Origin of the sequence: Psychrobacter faecalis (assembly GCF_016107575.1) — a bacterium.
GTDB classification, from domain to species: domain Bacteria; phylum Pseudomonadota; class Gammaproteobacteria; order Pseudomonadales; family Moraxellaceae; genus Psychrobacter; species Psychrobacter faecalis.
This window is the reverse complement of the sequence record NZ_JABAST010000026.1, coordinates 24,023-42,093: the sequence shown is the minus strand read 5'-3', so window position 1 is coordinate 42,093 and position 18,071 is coordinate 24,023. Positions and strand designations below refer to the sequence as shown.

The window sequence follows — 18,071 nt, the reverse complement described above, 5'->3', positions numbered from 1 at the left end:
CTGCGTAATCAAAATCTCCCAAGTTTATATATACGGGATTGACGGCAGGGGTCACACAGCCTTAAGTTATTTCGTCTATATATCAATTTCCAAACCTTACTCAAGACAGAAAAAAACCTCAGTCCATTTGGCTGAGGTTTTTATTATGCATTTTTATAAGTGACTAATTGATATTACCCACCAGCCATGCTTGGCCTAACCACGTTTAATATCGTCGTATTCACTGCCCATAATGCCATCGCTAAAGACTTCAGAGAATTCGCGCTCGCTGTTTTCATCGATATGACCATCGAAAACGTCTTTTGTACCTGCATCAGGGTCGTTATAAATGGCTAGATCCATTTTGCCTTCTGACTTGGCGACGATAGCGGTTACGGCAGCATCGCCACTGACGTTGACGGCAGTACGCAACATATCAAGGATACGGTCGACCCCTAAGATAAGGCCGATACCTTCGATTGGCAAGCCTACTTGTGCAAATACCATTGAAAGCATAATTAAACCAACACCTGGAACGCCTGCCGTACCAACAGAAGCAAGTACCGACATCAAAATAACGGTCAAATACTCGGTGATGCCCAAATCAATGCCATAGATATTGGCAATAAAAATGGTCGCCGTCCCTTGCATGATCGCCGTCCCATCCATATTGATGGTGGCGCCAAATGGCACGGTAAACGAAGCAACAGAGTTATTGACGCCCATACGTTTGGTGACGGTACGCAAGGTAATCGGAATCGTCGCGTTTGAGCTTGACGTACTAAACGCAAAAATCTGTACTTCGCGCATTTTTGTTAAAAAGGTTCGCACCGATAGGCCTGAAGCAATCTTTAAAACAATCATCATGGTCACAAAGAAATGGAAAGCAAGCGAGCCAATCAATACCGCGACATAACCAAGCAGCGACCAGATAAGGTCTAAGCCAAGCTCTGACATGGCTTTTGCTAGTAGCGCAAACACACCATAAGGCGCAAGGTTCATAATGATGGTCACCATCTTTAAGATGACCTCATTAATAAGCTCCAAGCTTTGCACCAAGCCTTTGGCAGGTTTACCAACCATCAAGATACTGATACCGATTAAGATAGCAAAGAAAATAATCGATAACATATCGCCATTTGCCATCGCGCTGATGGGGTTGGATGGGATAATATTGGAGAATACATCGAGCAGAGGCGGTGCTGATTGCGCTTCAAATGCCGCTTCCGTCTCGATATCCATGCCTTTACCGATGCCAAACAACACACCAAGACCAATCGCAGTGGCAATAGCCAGCGCCGTTGTCATCATATAGATAAAAAAGGTCTTGGTACCGATACGACCAAGCAAGCGAATATCACCGATGCCGCAAACCCCGCAAATAAGCGAAATCAGTACCAAGGGCACAACCAGCATTTTTAGCGAGTTAACAAACAGCTTACCGATAATGGCAAATAAGCCATTGGTCACATAGTCACTAACAAAGCTGCCTTCGGTGTTTAATCCTGAGTAGTTTATAAATAAACCCAGTATGATACCCAGCACCATGGCAACAATAATCTTGCCCGTTAATCCCATATTCTTCCACATAACTACTGTCCTTGGTTGCCGTAACGCGCAGCCATAAATACGCTACCTAGTATATAAGTATCGTTTTTATGCCTATTTTCGTTACGTCTAAAAGTTTGTTATCTGTCTCTGAAGTCAGATTTTGGGGACAATATAAAAGAATTGTTGGGGTAACTGCAAGAAATATTTATGACTAAAACAGCGCAAGAGAATAAACGCACGGTATTTTAATTTTATTTATCGGCAAAAATTTTTAGATTAAATTGAATAACATAAGCAATTTTTGAGTAAATTGATTGGTAGTAGTTGGGGTATAAACAAAAAAGCGAGACTATTCATATTGAATAATCTCGCTTAAGGGCGAACCGATTATGAGCAGAGGTTGGTCTTAGCGGTTTTATACCGTGACTGTTTAAAACCGCAATAACTTCAAACCTTTTTATATCTTGTCATTTTCGTCACGACGTAGACCATCTTGCCACTCAGCATGATTGTCAGGTTTTTCTATGCCACTATCTGTTTCTTTTATCATTTTATCAGAAGTAGGATCAGTTTTATGCAGGCTATGGTTATAGCTCATACGCTCGCTCAAATGGGTTTCTGCATCACGGCGACGCGGATCAAGCGCTTCTGCATCAGGATTTGCATCCTTAAAGTCGGCTTGTTCTTGCACTTCTTCGACTGTATCTTGCTCGCTGACCATTTTGACATCACCATCGCTTTCATAGCCGTGGTCTGGGTTGTCATCGCCCGTGGATTCTTGCTTATCAGCAGTGACCGCATCAGCCGTCTGCGTAGAATCATCTGTCGCAACGCCGTTTCTTGCTTGCGCTTGGTTTTTTAATTGCGCGTAATCGGTGAGTTTATGTACCGCATTATCCAAACTGTGCGGATTATCGCGAGGTTGCGCTTCGGCTAAATGCTTATCAAAGACATCGGTTAATAAGGAATCAAAACGTATGGCATTATAGCGAATCAGCTGCTCCGCCTCTGCTTCGGTAATATCACCATTTTGGCTAGCATAAACCACATGATCTTCAAAAGTCAGACCTTCGAAATGGTCTTTATGCTCTGCCTTTTTAAATTTCTGCCATAAAGGCTCTACTTCGAGCAGGGTTTGATAAGCGTTTTCCATGCGACCATTGACATCATCTGGCTCAGTATTGTAATACACCATGGTTTTAAGGTAATCGCGGAATGGATTGGCTTCAAAGTCATCCATAAAGGTATCGCCTAATTGGCGTTTGAGCTCGTCGCTCACTGGGGCAAAGATACGACCGCTTGGGAAAGTGACAAAGCTGACTACGCTTGCCGCCATGCGATTTGGGAAGTTGGCAAACAAAGATAAAAAGGCTTCTTGAATGGTGTAAAGGCTATTTTTTAGCGCCACTTCTGCATGTAAGCGCTCGGCTTCTGATTTAGAACCATATTCATAAAATTGCAAAATCGCTGTACAGATAAATAGATGGGCGTGAATATCTGCTAAGCGCCCAGAGAGCATCTCTTTACGTTTTAAATCACCCGCGAGTAGACCTAGCGCCATATCAGCGGTCAGGGCAAATCCTGCGCTTAGACGATTGATGTCTTTATAATAAGGGCGGGTAAAGCTATCGGCAAAACTTGGCGCATGACTGCTACCACCGACATAACCTGCGACAAAGGCTTTGGCGCCGCGATTAAAGGTATAGCCCAAATGTTTAAAGAATAGATTATCGAACTCTTTAAGCGCGCCTTCTTTATCGTCACTTTGTAGCAATTGTAGCTCATCGAACAGATAAGGGTGGCAGCGCATCGCCCCTTGACCAAAAATCATCAACGAGCGCGTTAAAATATTGGCGCCTTCAACAGTGATAGAGACGGGAATGGATTGATAAGGAATCGCTAAAAAGTTGCGCGGGCCCATTTGTACGGCGCGACCACCGACGACATCCATACCGTCATTAATGACATTGCGCATGGTTTCAGTCGCATAGTATTTTGCCATTGCCGTCATGACCGATGGCGTACCACCTTGGTTTAGACCGCAGGTGACCAGATGACGAAACGCTTCAAGCATGTAAGTGTTACTTGCCATGCTGCTGGTCACGTCCTGAATGCCTTCAAATTTACCGATCGAGATTTTGAATTGCTCACGTACTTTTGCAAATGCCCCAACGGTCAAATAGGCAACTTCACTGGCCGACGTTGATAGCGCTGGCAAGGAGATGCCGCGACCAACGCCCAAACATTCCATCAGCATCCGCCAGCCGCGACCAGCGTTTTCGACGCCGCCGATAATATAATCGAGCGGAATAAAGACGTCGTTGCCATCGACCGTCCCATTCATAAATGGCGAGCCAACTGGATTATGCCTTGGTCCTGTAATGACGCCTTCGTGACTGGCAGGCACCAACGCACAGGTAATACCGTAATCAGTCTTTTTAGGGTCACCAAGTAGACCTTCGGGGTCATACATTTTAAAGGCTAAGCCAACGACGGTAGCGATAGGCGCTAGGGTAATCCAGCGCTTAGAAAAATTCATACACAGACCGAGTACTTGCTCGCCTTCATGCATGCCATAGCAAACCACGCCCGTATCAGGAATTGCGCCAGCGTCAGAACCCGCCTCAGGGCCGGTCAAACCAAAACAGGGGATTTCATCACCTTTGGCAAGACCCGGTAGCCAGCGTTGCTTTTGCGCATCGGTGCCATAATGCATCAAAAGCTCACCAGGGCCAAGTGAGTTTGGCACCATACAGCTGACAGCAGCTGTCGGTGAGCGCGAGGCAATCTTACTCATCACGCGGCTTTGCGCATACGAGCTAAACTCCAGTCCGCCATATTCTTTTGGAATGATTAAGCCCAAAAAGCCATTGTCTTTGATAAAGCGCCACGCTTCTGGTGACAACTCTTTATCTTCATGGTGAATTTTCCACTCATCAAGCATCGCGCACAGCACTTCGACTTCATTATCGATAAAGCTTTGTTCTTCTTCTGACAATTCAGGGTACGGGTATTTAGCGAAGGTATCCCAATTCGGCGCGCCCATAAATAGCTCTTTTTCCCACCAACTGGTACCAGCATCGAGCGCTTCACGTTCGGTATCACTCATGCTTGGCATGGCGCCGCCCAAAGCTTTATAAACGGGCTTGGTAATCAATGACTGACGCAGCGGAGTGAGCAGCAGCACCAAGCACAGTAATGCAATCGGTATGCCTAAGATGAGCGACCATGGACTGATAAAGGCGGTGACGAGGACGGTAACAAGGGCGACGATACTACCGGTGACACGCGATAAGGATAATAAAAAGATGGCCAAGACCATGGCTAACTGAATGAGGATTGCCAAAATAAAAAAGCCAATGGCCATGACTGTCTCCTTGCTAACGCCGAATACACCAGCGTAAAATTTAAGTGAATAAAAAAATGCAATAATGTGAATTATTATTTTAATTTTTCATTATAGCTGGGCTTAGAACAAGCTCATTTATGCTACAAATTGAATATCTGTGTTGGACTTTATTTAAAACTTAAGCTTGTAGATAACTACTGTATAAAAGCTCTTAGAGCAAAAATAAAGTAAGCTACCAATATGAAACAGTTGTTTATAACTATCAAGAGCCAAAATGCTACGCTATGTCGAAAATATGTATCAAGCGTCAGACAGAAGTTGCTAGCTAAAAGGTCTCAGGCAAAAGGCGCTAGGCTTTTCTCAGCGTACGAGAGCGTTTCATTGCGCCCGACGATGATATGGTCAATTAAAGACAAATCTATTAAGTCGCAGGCTTTTTTTAGCTCATAAGTGAGTAAATTATCGGCCGTTGATGGGGTAGCGTCAGTATGAGGATGATTATGAGCAACGATAAGCTGACTGGCAGCGTGGCTCAACGCATGGCGTAACACATGTTTGATGCAAACCGAACAAGAGGAAATCCCGCCAGTAAATAGTATCTCAAAATTGATTAAATTTAGCGCATTATCTAAACATAGCACGGCAAAAACTTCACGAGACTCACCGCGCAGCTGAGTGCTGATGTAGTCTTTGACCATTTGCGAGCGCCCAAGGGCATGACCGGTTTTAAGCTGACTGTCCAAATAACGCCTGCCCATCTCAAGCGATGCTAGAATCTGCGCGTACTTAGCGGGACCGATACCGTGACAAGCAAGTACCGTCTCTTTTGGTGCGGCCAAAAGTTCAGCTAGGCTGCCAAACTGCTCTATTAAATGCCGAGCAAGCTCAATGGCCGATTGCGACGGGGTACCTGTGCGCAAAAATATCGCTAATATCTCGGCATCAGATAAGTGAGCGGCACCAAATTTCAGTAGCTTTTCACGTGGCCTGTCATCTTCGTGCCAGTCTTTAATTGCCATTGTTACTCCTTAACAAAGGATGGATGCCAGATAACTGAGATAAATCTACAAAACTTCCCCTAACTTATCGCATAATTGTTACTATAAGCGCAATTTTTATCTTTCATTTTTTTATCGATGCCATGCTTATGTCAAATATTGTGCTTGCTATCACTGGCGGTATCGCCGCCTATAAATCTGCTATTTTTGCCCGTCTTTTAGTCAAGGCGGGCTTTGATGTGCGCGTCATTATGACCACAGGCGCACAAGCCTTTATCACGCCGCTGACTTTGCAGGCTTTGACTGGTAATGAGGTGCATATCTCATTACTTGATGAGCAAGCAGAGGCGGGTATGGGTCATATTGAGCTTGCTAAATGGGCAGACTTGATTGTCATTGCGCCTGCTTCCGCCAATACCTTAGCGCGGCTGGCAATGGGTATGGCAGATGATTTATTGACTACGGTCTGCTTAGCTACGACTGCGCCGGTTATCATTGCGCCAGCCATGAATCAGCAGATGTGGGCGCATCCGGCGGTGAATCTCAATGTGCAAACTCTGCGCGATATGAATTATCAAATTATTGCACCTGGCAGCGGCGAGCAGGCATGCGGTGACGTCGGAGCAGGGCGCTTGCCTGAGCCTGAAGATTTATTAGCGGAAGTACAATTATTTACCGCCATGCAAACCACGCCGCAGCTTTTAGCCGGTAAACGCGTGGTGATTACCGCAGGACCAACGGTAGAAGCTATCGATCCGGTGCGCTATTTATCCAATCACTCCACTGGCAAAATGGGCTTTGCTTTAGCCCGTGCTTGCGTGGCCGCTGGCGCAGAGGTGATTTTGATTGCTGGTGGCAAAGTTGCCTTGCCAACACCGCTTAATGTCACGCGCATTGATGTGTTATCAGCGCAAGATATGTTGATAGCCGCACAGCAATGTGTTGATGGCACGCATAGTGCGCTACAGTATTTACCTGAAGACGCTGATGAGCATTCTCATGAACATAGCCATGACCATTCTCATCATCACGATGACTGTGGTTGCGGTGAAGCGCATCAACATGAAAATGAACATGCTGAAAATGAGAGTGCGGGTATAAAGGTTGCTGATATTTTTATCGCCACTGCCGCCGTCGCCGATTATCGTACCCTCGATGCCGCGCCGCAAAAAATCAAAAAAACCCAAGATGCCATGACGCTAAACTTGGTTAAAAACCCTGATATTTTAGCGACGATTTCTCTTGCCCATCCGGAGCTGTTTGTCGTGGGTTTTGCAGCAGAAACGCAAGATGTTGAGCGCTATGCGCGTGGCAAGCTGCTATCTAAAGACTTAGATTTGATCGCTTGTAATGACGTTTCGCGCGCCGATATTGGTTTTGCCAGTGACGATAATGCCATGCAAGTGTTTTTCTCCGAGCGTTATGAACACGATAATGTGATTCTTGAAAAGGCCAGCAAAGATGAGATTGCCGAGCAGTTAGTTACTATTATTGGTGAGACCATTTGGCAACGTCATCAAGCATAATTAATCATAAGAAACGGTCTACTTATGCTGATTGCGCTGTTGTCAATGTCAGTCGCCGATATCTATCATCACTATCGTTATTAGGTTATAAGTTTCTATGACTCATATGACGAATATGATGGATAGCGATAGTACCCAGACGTTATTGCTACTGGCAATTTTTGCGCTAGCATCATTATTGCATGGTATTAGCGGACTGGGTGTGACGTTAGTAACCACCACTGCACTTGCCAGTATTTATCCGTTACCGCATGCGATTGTCTTGGTGATTTTCCCGTCGTTATTGCTCAATGCCATGACGTGGTTAGCAGGTGGCGGACGCAGTATTTGGCAAAATTTCATCTATTACGGTAGGCGCTATTGGTTATTGGCATTGACCAGCCTGCTCGGTAGTATGCTCGGTGCCAAGCTACTGCTGTGGGTCGATAGCGCATATATTCTATTGGTATTAGCTGCGGTGATTGGCTTTTATGTCAGCAGTAGCTTGCTCGGTAAGCAAATCCGTCTGCCCAATACCAAGCCTGTGTTGATTATCGTTGGACTTAGTGCTGGAATAATTGGCGGTGCGACCAATGCTATGTCGACCATACTCATGATGTATTTACTGTCCGCAAGTGACGATAAGCATACCATCGCCAAAGTTGGCAACATGTGCTATTTCTTGGGTAAGGTTGCGCAAATTATTGTCTTACGTGAACCTATCAGGGCGCTAAGTGCTAATGAGTGGCAGCTGATTATCTTACTGAGTGTATTGTCTATCGCTGCGCTGTTGGTTGGGATTCGCTTGCGTCGCTATTTACCGCAAGCCCGCTTTCGTCAGCTTATCTTGTTGATTCTTACCGTTCTCGGTATTCGGGTTGGCTGGCAAGGCATAACAGCGTTGCTATAAACTTAACGCTTAAACAAGTTTAGCGATTAAATAGATTTAATATTATAGTGGCAACGATACTGATAATAATCATGGTGACCACTGGAAAGTAAACTCGCGTATTGCCTGAGGTATGTTTGATATCGCCTGGCATATTGCCGAGCCACGAAAATGCATTTGGAAACAGCAGCCAAATAATGCCGATAATAACCAGCAAAATTCCTACACCAATCAATATTTTTGCCATTTAAACTCTCGCTAACCTCTCTAGTTTTCTTACGTTATTTGGTCATGGCTTTTTCTAAGTAACACCTTAATCAATCAATTCTGCAAAAAACAGCTGCTGTGCCAAACGAAACGTATTACAGTGCGCCTCAACCACGTCTTCAATATCTTCTGAATAGCCGCCGCCCATGACGATAGCCACGGGAATATTGGCCGCTTTAGCTTGTTGTAGGACAAACGCATCACGCGCCTTACAACCCTCTAGCGTCAGACTAAGCTTGCCCAATTTATCGGTTGCCAACACATCGACCGCAGATTGATAGAACATCATATCCGGTGCAAACTCATGGATTAAGCGTGGCAGCGTATCCTCTAATATCTGTAAGTATTCTGCATCAGCCGTATCATTATCCAGCTCGATATCTAAGTCTGATACTTGTTTGCGAAACGGGTAGTTTTTTGCGCCATGCATACTAAAGACAAAAACGCGCGGCTCATCCGCCATGATACTGGCGTTGCCATTACCTTGATGCACGTCTAAATCCACGATTAAGATTCGTTGTGCCTGTCCACGATTTAATAATAAATTGCTGGCGATACAAACATCATTAAACACACAAAACCCCTCGCCATGATCGGCAAAAGCATGGTGAGTGCCGCCCGCGACGTTCATCGCCACGCCGTATTGCTGCGCATATAACGCACATTCATAGGTGGCATGGGCAATATAACGACCACGCTCTACCAACTCTGGCGTCATCTCAAAACCAATGGCGCGCGCTTCTTTACGTGGTAAGGTTTGGGTTTTAAGCTGCTGCCAATAGTCCGCAGTATGCGTGGTTAAAATCTCCTCTTCGCTCAGACGTTTTGGGGCAAAAAAATTATCGCTAGTGATGGTCCCTTCGGCCAGTAAACGCTCAGGAATCATCGTATATTTTTGCATGGGGAAGCGGTGTTTTTCGGGTACGGAATAACGAAAAATATCAGAGTAAGCAATTTTTAGCATAGTATTAACGTATGTCTTTTAAAAAGTAATTTAAGAATAGAAGGTAAAAGAATAGAGAGGTTTAAGCGTTTTGAAAGTAGAGGATTGGTGAGTAATTGTAAGAGCGACAAATACTGAGTTTGCGCAATGGATTACTGAACAAACTGCGTAGGTAAGAAAAAGGTGCGCGCATCCTCTTGTCGATGTAGCGCCATCAGTAAATCTTGCAATTCTGTAGCAGGATTTTGATTGTTGACCAATTCACTAAATATCTCATAAGTCACCGTGGTCATCGCGATGACACTTTGTAATAAGTGCTCAATGGTACTTTCATCCATACCGACCGCTTCGACATCGATGGCGTTTTTGTAGCGTATTTCGCCATCATTGATATCCATTTCGAGATTGCCAATCAGCATGTCGTAATTAATTTGGGTAATCAGTAACATGGCGGCGCTTTGATGGCTTTCGGGTATTAAGAACGGCAAAACACCATAGACCGCTAGCAAGTTGTTATGTTCTTGCACGCGAAATAGGTAGCCGCAATCAAGATTTTTATTGCGCATTCTAAAAGACAAATAGTGTGATTGCTGGCTGTCGTTATTATCGCTGACACTGCTTTTAGGTCGATAATGGTTATAATGCCATTGTTGATCGTCGAAATACTGCTTAAGATAATTGACAATAGGGGTGTCATTCAGCGCAGTTTGCTGCGTCATGCTGTCTATGTCATTATCAAAATCAAAATAAGCGTCAGTATCAGTATCAGTATCAGTATCAGTATCAGTATCAGTATCAGTATCAGTATCAGTGTCAGTGTCAGTGCTGCTATCTAAGCGACTATCAAGATTGCTACTAAGGCTGCTATAAATAACCTCATCGAAGTGATTATCAAAGTGGCTATCAACGCTCTGGTTTGCGTTACGGTTCACATTATGGTTTAAGTCAGGGCTAGAGCCGATAATATCCGTATCATCATTGTCATTATTATCACTGTCTTTAGGATAAGTTTGAATACTATCTCTTTCATTTTTTGAAGGATAAGCGTTGTTTTTATCCTGTTTTGTCAGACTTGAATCTGAACTCAAGTCCGAGTCCAAGTCCAAGTCCAAGTCCAAGTCGTTATCAATCTTCGTGTCGTCAATAGTAGCCTGTTCAGTTGCCATACTAAGCAACTGCTTGATTCTTTGCCATAAGCTGAGTTTAGAAGATTCGCTCATAGATAATAGCTGACTAATAAAGGGTGAATAATAAAATTTTAAAGAAAACCGTACGCTAAAACAGCAGATTAATTGCTGCCAAATACCAGTCCTGCTTTGATACTAGGCTGCGCATAAAACGCTTGCAGCATCTCTGTTATATGCGCCGTAAACCATGAGCTTTCAAGAGCGTCCGTGACGACAGGGAGCAGGGCGGTACTCAATTGCGTTATTGCCTGCTCATCGATGTGTAAACTTGCCGCGATAGTAGCTATGCTATCGGCCTGATGGTTGCTATACCAAGTATCGACGCTCGCTGCCACAAGGCTGTGCAAGTAAGGCGATAGGCGCAGACGGTTGTAGCTTTGTTGAATACTATTTTCAATATGCGCGATACTGCTATCGTTTGGCTCATCGCGTAAATAGGTTTGGATTTCGCTGATTGGTTTTTCTTTGATACGCCCCCAACCGGTGACCAATAAGCGCGCAACCTCTTCGTTGGTTAAATGCGCTTGGGCGTTGGCTTCTGCTCGGCGTGTTAAATCTTTAATATTGCGATGCAGGTAGGACTGCAGTTTTTCATCAAGATTGCGGTTGGTGGCTTTTTCAAACGAGCTGCGCCCAAGTTTCATCAGTTTACCAGCAGGGCCCGCTTTATCTAGCGTGGATTCCATAAAATCGTTGATAGCGTGATACAGCGTTTGCGTCAATAAATCAGCAAAGGTTTCATTGCCAACCAGCGTATGCACCAAGATATTACGCTGCTCTTCATGACTGCCGACATAGCTGGCTAGGATCTCAACTTGGCTGTCATCGACCAATTCTGATAAAGGCACATTATCATTAACCGGATGATAAATAATAGTATGCAAAATATCACGAATATCGCGTCGTACTACCTCGCTTAGCGGCTGCTTGAGAAACCAGTCATTAATAAGATGCTGCAAATCATCGCTACTGATATATTTGCTCAATGGCTGCTCGCCAAACCACTGCCAAGCCTGTGTTGCTAAAGGCTGGGCTTGCGCATGCAGCCATTGTTGCATAAAGGCAACTTGCGCCTCGATTAAGCGGTCGAGCGTTAGGTTGGTGCTCGTAGCACTTTGAGTGTCTAAATTTTGGCTATCTTTTGAAGTCTGCATAGGTTTTGAGGTCATAGTAATCGACAATTTGTTATACTGTGGGGTTGAAGTAAGCATAAAGTATTATGCCACGAACATCAGCGGTGTTTGTGATGAATATTGCCTGCTGCTTAATAAATAAATGAGAGGTTTGGATGACGGCTCTGAATACAGCTTTACTTGCGCTTGATAAGCTAACGGTTCAGCGCGGTGAAATTCCTTTATGTGAAGGCGTGACGCTCAATCTGGCGGCGGGTAGCATTTGTCACTTGGTCGGTGCTAATGGCACGGGTAAAACGACGCTACTGATGCAATTAGCTGGGTTATTGCCAGTGCTAAGCGGTGAGGTTATTTATCAAGGGATAGCAAACTTACCCGTGCAGCCTTTATATGTATCGCATCAATTGGGCATTCATCCAAACCTGACCGTCGCCCAAAACCTCACTTTTTTGCTTAATTTATATGGCATTAGTCCAAGTACAGCTGAGATCGATGACGCCCTTACATGGGTAGGGCTGCAGGGTTTTGAAACGATTAGCTCAAGCCATTTATCTGCGGGGCAAACACGGCGCATTACCCTTGCACGGCTTTATTTATTAACGCCTGAGGTCACGCCTTTATGGCTACTCGATGAGCCATTTACCGCGCTTGACGTCGATATGGTAGCACGCATGGAAGATAGGTTGCGCGAATTTGCTACGGCTGGCGGTGCGATACTAATGACCAGTCACCAAGCCGTCGGCGTTGCCAATCAAGTGCTCGATTTGTCCGATTATATGGTGTAAATGCTATCAATATAACTGCCATGAACATCAATCTAACTGCAACAAGCGTCAATATAAGTGCGACACGCATGAGTGGAAGAGCCAATAAATGATAGACACTGACAGTGCAGTAAAAACCGTGAATACAAGCTCGGATGCTAATACTTCAAATGTTAATACAGCTGCTGTGCGCGGTATCAGTTTTATGCAGCTTTGGCGGCGTGAATGGCAGGTCAAGCAGCAAGGCGCGGTGCAGTGGCTATATCCTTTGGTACTGTTCCTAGTGATTATCACCTTGTTTCCGCTAGCGGTTGGTAGCGAGCCTGCTTTATTACAACGCCTTGGCGTATCGGCAGTGTGGATTGCGGCATTACTGTCACTGGTAATGGGTGTTGATGGCTTGTTTAAGCCTGCGCTTGATAATGGTACGCTTGCGCAGTTAGTCGTCGCTAAAGCATCGCTGCCATTATGGGTGCTGATTCGTTTGGTTATTCACTGGATTTTTAGTAGCGGCATTGTGGCAGTATTAAGTTTGCTCGCCGTGCCTTTATTTCAGCTAAGCTGGTTTGAGGCATGGATATTGATGGCGTCTATTATTACTGGTAGTCCGATGCTGCTCATGCTGTCAGCAGTCGCCAGTAGTTTGACGTTATCACTAAAAAACGGCGCGGTGCTGGTACCTTTGATTGCCTTACCGATGCAGTTGCCGGTATTGATTTTTGCTACTGGTGCGATTGATTTATTTGCCACAGGTCTCAACGGCTTGCCGATTTTAGCGTTATTATTAGCAGGTAGCATCATTTCGATACTGGTGATGCCATGGGTGATTGCAATGACGTTAAAAATGGCATGGTTAAATTAACAATTAATGTTGGCATGTTATATTCAGGTCAATATTAAAAAGAGGCAGCGGGGCTGGGATAAATTTTTCGTCGCCTCTGTCGGCGTAGGCACAGCAAGCAAGAAAAATTTGCACCAGTCACCCGGCATAGTATTGTCTATCCTTTTCATTTAGTATCGACTATATACCTTTTCTGATGAAAGCCCTTTATCTTAACAGCATGATGAAAACTGGCAACTTTGCTATAATAGGCTATTCAACAAATAATCACGTGTAGATTCTATCCAGCGTTTAACGTCAGCAAGTTAGCGGGTAGGCGTATGAATCATGCGTTTTACTCGATAATCACCAGCTGCGCAATAGGTTTATTCCCATGCCCAACCTGAATAATGTCTCATCTCCTAGCCTGTGGCAACGCATTTGGCAGGTCTTTTTGACCACTGTGGGTACTAAGCAGTTTTTTCGTATCTTTGCACCTTGGGTTAAGTGGCTCGCGATATTAGCCGGTCTCTGTCTGTTCATCGGTAGCGTTTGGGGCTTGGCATTTGCGCCGCCGGATTATCTGCAAGGTAATAGCTATCGCATTATTTTCATCCATGTACCCGCTGCCAGTCTCGCTATCTCTATTTATTTTGCCTTAGCGGTACTTGGTGTCATTTATCTGGTATGGAAAATTAAGACCGCAAGCCTTGTAGCTCAGGCACTGGCTCCGATGGGGTTTTTGCTTTGTGTGATTAGTTTACTCACAGGTTCTATATGGGCAAAACCGACGTGGGGGACGTATTGGGTTTGGGATGCACGCTTGACGTCTATGCTCATTTTGGCGTTTTTGTATGCTGGGGTAATGGCGTTGTTTGCGGCCTTTGAACATACCGCCAATCGCGGTAAAGCGGCGGCTATTTTGTCTATCGTTGGCGCGGTGAATTTGCCTATTATCAAGTACTCAGTGCAGTGGTGGAATACCTTGCACCAAGGTTCAACCTTTACCCTGACGGCGGCACCAAAAATGTCGGCAGATATGTGGCTGCCCTTACTACTGATGATTATTGGTAGTTATTTACTGGTCGCTTCATTGGCCATTTATCGGACCAATACCCTGATTTTATATCGCGACCAAGGCAAAGCATGGGTCAAAGAATACGTTCGTAGCCAAAATAAATAATCCTAAAATACAACCATAAACCAAGCAAATAACGGCTAGGGAAATAAAATGCAGCCTTACTTTTATAGCGTCTCTGAGTTTGTTGCCATGGGTGAGCATGGCGTGTTTGTCTGGTCATGCTGGGCAATTACGGTTGGCGTGATGCTGTTTTTTATTATTTATAGCCGCCGTCAACGCCAAGCGCTTATCAAGCAGCTATCCATTCAGCAAGCTCGTCAAGCACAGCGCGCTGCCAAGACCCCTAATTCTAAAACCAAACAACCATCCTAAACAAATCTTCTTAAAAAATTCTTTTTAATATCAAATTTTTAGCCTATCAAATAATAATGCCTTACTGGTAAATATATGACCGCATCGGTTGCTAGGGGGGCTTATTGATTTGGGCAAAAAATGCTACCATATAGGTATTAGAAAAGTACGGTTAGACGGGCTTATCATTAAGTCAGTCCAATAAGCATTTCTTTAATATTTTCTGTTTTGCAGACGAGTGGTTTGTAGAACAGCGACTCATCAATGAGGTAGTGGTATGAACGCAGTTCGTCGCAAAAAACTGATGTGGGTTATGTTTACGCTTGCAGGGGCGGCGATTGCCGTGGTATTGGTGATTTATGCCATTGGGCAACAGACCGATTACTACTTTGACGCCACCGCCATTGCGCAAGGTGAAGCGCCTCAGGATAAGCGTATCCGCGCTGGTGGTATGGTCGTTGCCGGTAGTGTCCAACGTGCGCCAGACGACCCGTTAAGCGTGGAGTTTGCGATCACCGACTTTGAATCAACCGTGCCGGTGACCTATCAAGGTATATTGCCAGATTTATTCGCTGAAAACTCAGGCGTGGTAGCAACGGGTAAAATGCAAGGTGATACCTTTGTCGCAGGCGAAGTATTGGCCAAGCATGATGAAAACTATATGCCGCCAGAAGTGGCCAAATCGATGAAAGAAAACAATCGTAACGGCGCCATACCTTCTTCTGAGCAATACAATCCTGCCGAAAAAGTGCATAAGACCGATACTTTGCAGCAGTAACAACGCTGACAATACAATTATTAATAGTTATCGTAAAAAGTATTAAACATAAAAAAAGCCAGTGACCTTTATCACTGGCTTTTTTGTGCTTATTTTCATTTTTACATTACTATAGCTTACTAATCATCCCATTCTGGTGAATAATCTGGATGCTTAATTTTACGCCCATCGCTACGCGCTAAGCTACCGATTTTCTCAAGCTCATCCGCACTGAGCGTTACCTTGACAGCATCTAAGTTGCCTTGTAAATGGTCGGGGTTAGAGGTTTTTGGAATGGCAATACGTGCCTTATCAGATAAAATCCACGCTAGTGAAACTTGCGCTGGTGTAATCCCATGCTTATCAGCAATGTCTTTAATGATTTCATTATCAAACACATCACCACGAGCAAGCGGCGAGTAAGCTTCTAATAAAATATGGTGATTGTTTAAAAAAGTCTGCAGGGTGTTTTGCTTAATAAAGGGATGAAACTCAACCTGATTAACCGCAATCGGCACATCAGCATATTTTTTAGCCTCGATAATATTGGCGATATTAAAGTTAGATACCCCAATATTACGAGTCAGCCCTTGTTTTTGTAGCTCGCAAAGCGCTGGCATCGTTTCAGACAAAGGCACCCGATCATCAGGCCAATGCAGCAGCAGTAAATCAACATAATCAGTATCTAAGTTTTCTAGCGAGCGCTTGGCCGCAGCGATAAGTTTTTCTGGTTCAAACTTCATGTCATCAGGAAATATTTTCGTCGTTAAAAAGAACTTATCACGCGCGACGCCTGATTGCTTAATGCCTTTTCCCACCTCGACTTCATTATCATAAGCTTGGGCAGTATCAATATGCTCATAGCCCATTTGTAGCCCCTGGCTGACCACATCGATACAGTCTTGTCCCGTTGATTGCCATGTACCCAGTCCGAGTACCGGAATGTTCGCTTGTCCAGCGGTGCGAATATTATAAGTTTTAGCACGCATATTATTATCCTTGTTTTTTTGTGATTTATTAATGGTTCTTATCGTTATTAATAGAGAATTTGAGCAGACATATAAATTTCTTAGATTTTATTAAGCGTCGATTTTTATTAAATCAAAGCTTATATTAAGGCACATTCTCTATTAAGCTTAGCCACTATAAAAAGAAAATAGGCTAAGTGAAAGAGTAAGTGACGCTTTCCTACAAACCACAAACAGGCTGTAACGTCATTGCGAGTCGTTGATTGTACCCATTCAATAAAATTTAAGAGCAAAAAAGCCCACTATTCAAAATAATGGGCTTTTTCAAATTAAGGCAATTTTAACTGTAAAAACGTTTTATTTATTCGAATTAATCGTTTTTACAATGGTTAATATTAACTATTGAGCAGCAGCTTCGGCAACTGGTGCAGTATCTGTTGTAGGAGCAGCGGTTGCAGGGGCTGCAGCAGCAGTAGCTGTGTTCTCACCCCAGATTTTTGGGTATTTGTAGCCTGGGAAGCTATCGTGAGCATACTTTTTAAAGGCCTCTGAGTTATAAGCGTTGGTCACGTCTTTGACCCATTTCTTATCTTTATCCGCAGTTTTGATGGCAGACCAGTTGACATAAGCAAAGCTTGGCTCTTGGAATAGCGCTTCAGTCAGCTTAATACCCGCATCGGTTGCGTAGTTGCCATTGATAACAGCAAAGTCTACTTCATCACGCGCACGTGGCAGCTGGGCTGCTTCTAGCTCAATGATTTTGATGTCGTACTTGCTGTTATCAGCGATATCTGCTTTTGATGCGGTCAGAGGATCGATGTTGTCTTTTAGGGTAATCCAACCAAGCTCATCCATCATGACCAATGCACGAGCAAAGTTACTTGGGTCATTAGGCGCAGAAACGCTCATGCCTTTGTAGGCTTCGTCAAGCTTGGTCTTTTTACCAGTATAGATGCCAAGTGGCGCAGTTGGCACTTGGAAGACTTCAACCAAATCAAGATTATTCTCTTTTTTAAAGGTATCAAGATAAGGCTTATGTTGGAAGATATTGATGTCTAAATCGCCATCAGCTAAAGCAATGTTTGGACGTACATAATCAGTAAAGGTGACCAGCTCAACTTCATAGCCTTGCGCTTCTAACGAGCCTTTTACTTGGTTACGAACCATATCAGCAAAATCGCCTTCAGTGGTACCGATCACAATCTTGCTATGTTCAGGATCGATATCGTTGCCCGCTGCCGTTTCTGTCGTCGTTGATTCAGTAGCACCTTCAGTGACTGGCTCTTTGCTAGCTTCTGGTGCTGATGAGTTATTACAACCGACCAATACAAGGCCTGATACGCCAACGGTGGCCAATGCGGTCGCGAGTTGACGGCTGATATCTGTTAATTTCATGAAACTTCCTTAATAAGGGGGAGGGAATAGGGATTAAATGTCAACAGTAAAAATCCGCATTAAAAAAGCAACATTATGAATAGTAATGCTGCTAAGTTAAAGGCTGTTAAGATAGTATCAAAATTAAAGGGAAT

General features: G+C 44.2%; 16 protein-coding genes. 7 read left to right on the top strand and 9 right to left on the bottom strand.

The annotated features are described in order from the left end of the window. Positions 1-195: 195 nt before the first annotated feature. The 3 genes from JFC07_RS09095 to radC form a co-directional block, all read right to left on the bottom strand. Positions 196-1,569 (bottom strand): dicarboxylate/amino acid:cation symporter, encoded by a 1,374-nt coding sequence (locus tag JFC07_RS09095; RefSeq protein ID WP_193032121.1) that lies wholly within the window; start codon positions 1,567-1,569, stop codon positions 196-198. 418 nt (positions 1,570-1,987) lie between these two features. Beyond that, positions 1,988-4,897: an acyl-CoA dehydrogenase gene (locus JFC07_RS09090; RefSeq protein ID WP_193032123.1), complete on the bottom strand. Its 2,910-nt coding sequence runs from the start codon at positions 4,895-4,897 to the stop codon at positions 1,988-1,990. Positions 4,898-5,214: 317 nt separating this feature from the next. Then, complete coding sequence (gene radC / locus JFC07_RS09085) at positions 5,215-5,898, bottom strand: RadC family protein (protein ID WP_193032125.1); 684 nt, start codon at positions 5,896-5,898, stop codon at positions 5,215-5,217. A gap of 128 nt (positions 5,899-6,026) precedes the next feature. Between radC and coaBC the strand changes: the two genes are divergently transcribed. Together coaBC and JFC07_RS09075 are read left to right on the top strand one after the other, a co-directional pair. After that, entirely contained in the window at positions 6,027-7,403 is a 1,377-nt protein-coding gene (gene coaBC, locus JFC07_RS09080; RefSeq protein WP_198328890.1) for a bifunctional phosphopantothenoylcysteine decarboxylase/phosphopantothenate--cysteine ligase CoaBC, read from the top strand. A 106-nt stretch (positions 7,404-7,509) separates the two neighbouring features. After that, entirely contained in the window at positions 7,510-8,292 is a 783-nt protein-coding gene (locus JFC07_RS09075) for a sulfite exporter TauE/SafE family protein (RefSeq protein WP_198328891.1), read from the top strand. 19 nt (positions 8,293-8,311) lie between these two features. On the opposite strand, the gene JFC07_RS09070 is transcribed toward JFC07_RS09075, so the two are convergent. The 4 genes from JFC07_RS09070 to JFC07_RS09055 all read right to left on the bottom strand — a co-directional run bounded on the left by JFC07_RS09070 (position 8,312) and on the right by JFC07_RS09055 (position 11,822). Continuing rightward, positions 8,312-8,518: a DUF2905 domain-containing protein gene (locus tag JFC07_RS09070; RefSeq protein ID WP_068403553.1), complete on the bottom strand. Its 207-nt coding sequence runs from the start codon at positions 8,516-8,518 to the stop codon at positions 8,312-8,314. A gap of 66 nt (positions 8,519-8,584) precedes the next feature. Continuing rightward, entirely contained in the window at positions 8,585-9,502 is a 918-nt protein-coding gene (locus tag JFC07_RS09065; RefSeq protein WP_068403550.1) for a histone deacetylase family protein, read from the bottom strand. A gap of 131 nt (positions 9,503-9,633) precedes the next feature. Further along, complete coding sequence (locus JFC07_RS09060; RefSeq protein ID WP_198328889.1) at positions 9,634-10,701, bottom strand: YbjN domain-containing protein; 1,068 nt, start codon at positions 10,699-10,701, stop codon at positions 9,634-9,636. A 68-nt stretch (positions 10,702-10,769) separates the two neighbouring features. Further along, positions 10,770-11,822: a hypothetical protein gene (locus JFC07_RS09055; protein ID WP_227514901.1), complete on the bottom strand. Its 1,053-nt coding sequence runs from the start codon at positions 11,820-11,822 to the stop codon at positions 10,770-10,772. Between the two features lie 134 nt (positions 11,823-11,956). Between JFC07_RS09055 and ccmA the strand changes: the two genes are divergently transcribed. The 5 genes from ccmA (at position 11,957) to ccmE (ending at position 15,595) form a co-directional block, all read left to right on the top strand. Continuing rightward, positions 11,957-12,586, top strand: coding sequence for a heme ABC exporter ATP-binding protein CcmA (gene ccmA, locus JFC07_RS09050; RefSeq protein ID WP_193032131.1), 630 nt, complete (start codon positions 11,957-11,959; stop codon positions 12,584-12,586). A gap of 184 nt (positions 12,587-12,770) precedes the next feature. Then, positions 12,771-13,427, top strand: a complete 657-nt coding sequence (locus tag JFC07_RS09045) for a heme exporter protein CcmB (RefSeq protein ID WP_193032151.1) — start codon at positions 12,771-12,773, stop codon at positions 13,425-13,427. A gap of 352 nt (positions 13,428-13,779) precedes the next feature. Continuing rightward, positions 13,780-14,568 carry a heme ABC transporter permease CcmC gene (gene ccmC, locus JFC07_RS09040; RefSeq protein WP_068403546.1) on the top strand — a complete coding sequence of 263 codons (789 nt, stop codon included), beginning with the start codon at positions 13,780-13,782 and terminating at the stop codon, positions 14,566-14,568. A 48-nt stretch (positions 14,569-14,616) separates the two neighbouring features. Beyond that, positions 14,617-14,838 carry a heme exporter protein CcmD gene (gene ccmD / locus JFC07_RS09035; RefSeq protein ID WP_191690311.1) on the top strand — a complete coding sequence of 74 codons (222 nt, stop codon included), beginning with the start codon at positions 14,617-14,619 and terminating at the stop codon, positions 14,836-14,838. A 256-nt stretch (positions 14,839-15,094) separates the two neighbouring features. Then, entirely contained in the window at positions 15,095-15,595 is a 501-nt protein-coding gene (gene ccmE / locus JFC07_RS09030) for a cytochrome c maturation protein CcmE (RefSeq protein ID WP_068403544.1), read from the top strand. Positions 15,596-15,714: 119 nt separating this feature from the next. On the opposite strand, the gene JFC07_RS09025 is transcribed toward ccmE, so the two are convergent. Beyond that, positions 15,715-16,563 carry an aldo/keto reductase gene (locus JFC07_RS09025; protein ID WP_068403543.1) on the bottom strand — a complete coding sequence of 283 codons (849 nt, stop codon included), beginning with the start codon at positions 16,561-16,563 and terminating at the stop codon, positions 15,715-15,717. Positions 16,564-16,941: 378 nt separating this feature from the next. Beyond that, on the bottom strand, positions 16,942-17,937 hold the full coding sequence (locus tag JFC07_RS09020; protein ID WP_193032133.1) for a MetQ/NlpA family ABC transporter substrate-binding protein: 996 nt from the start codon (positions 17,935-17,937) through the stop codon (positions 16,942-16,944). Between the last annotated feature and the right edge of the window lie 134 nt (positions 17,938-18,071).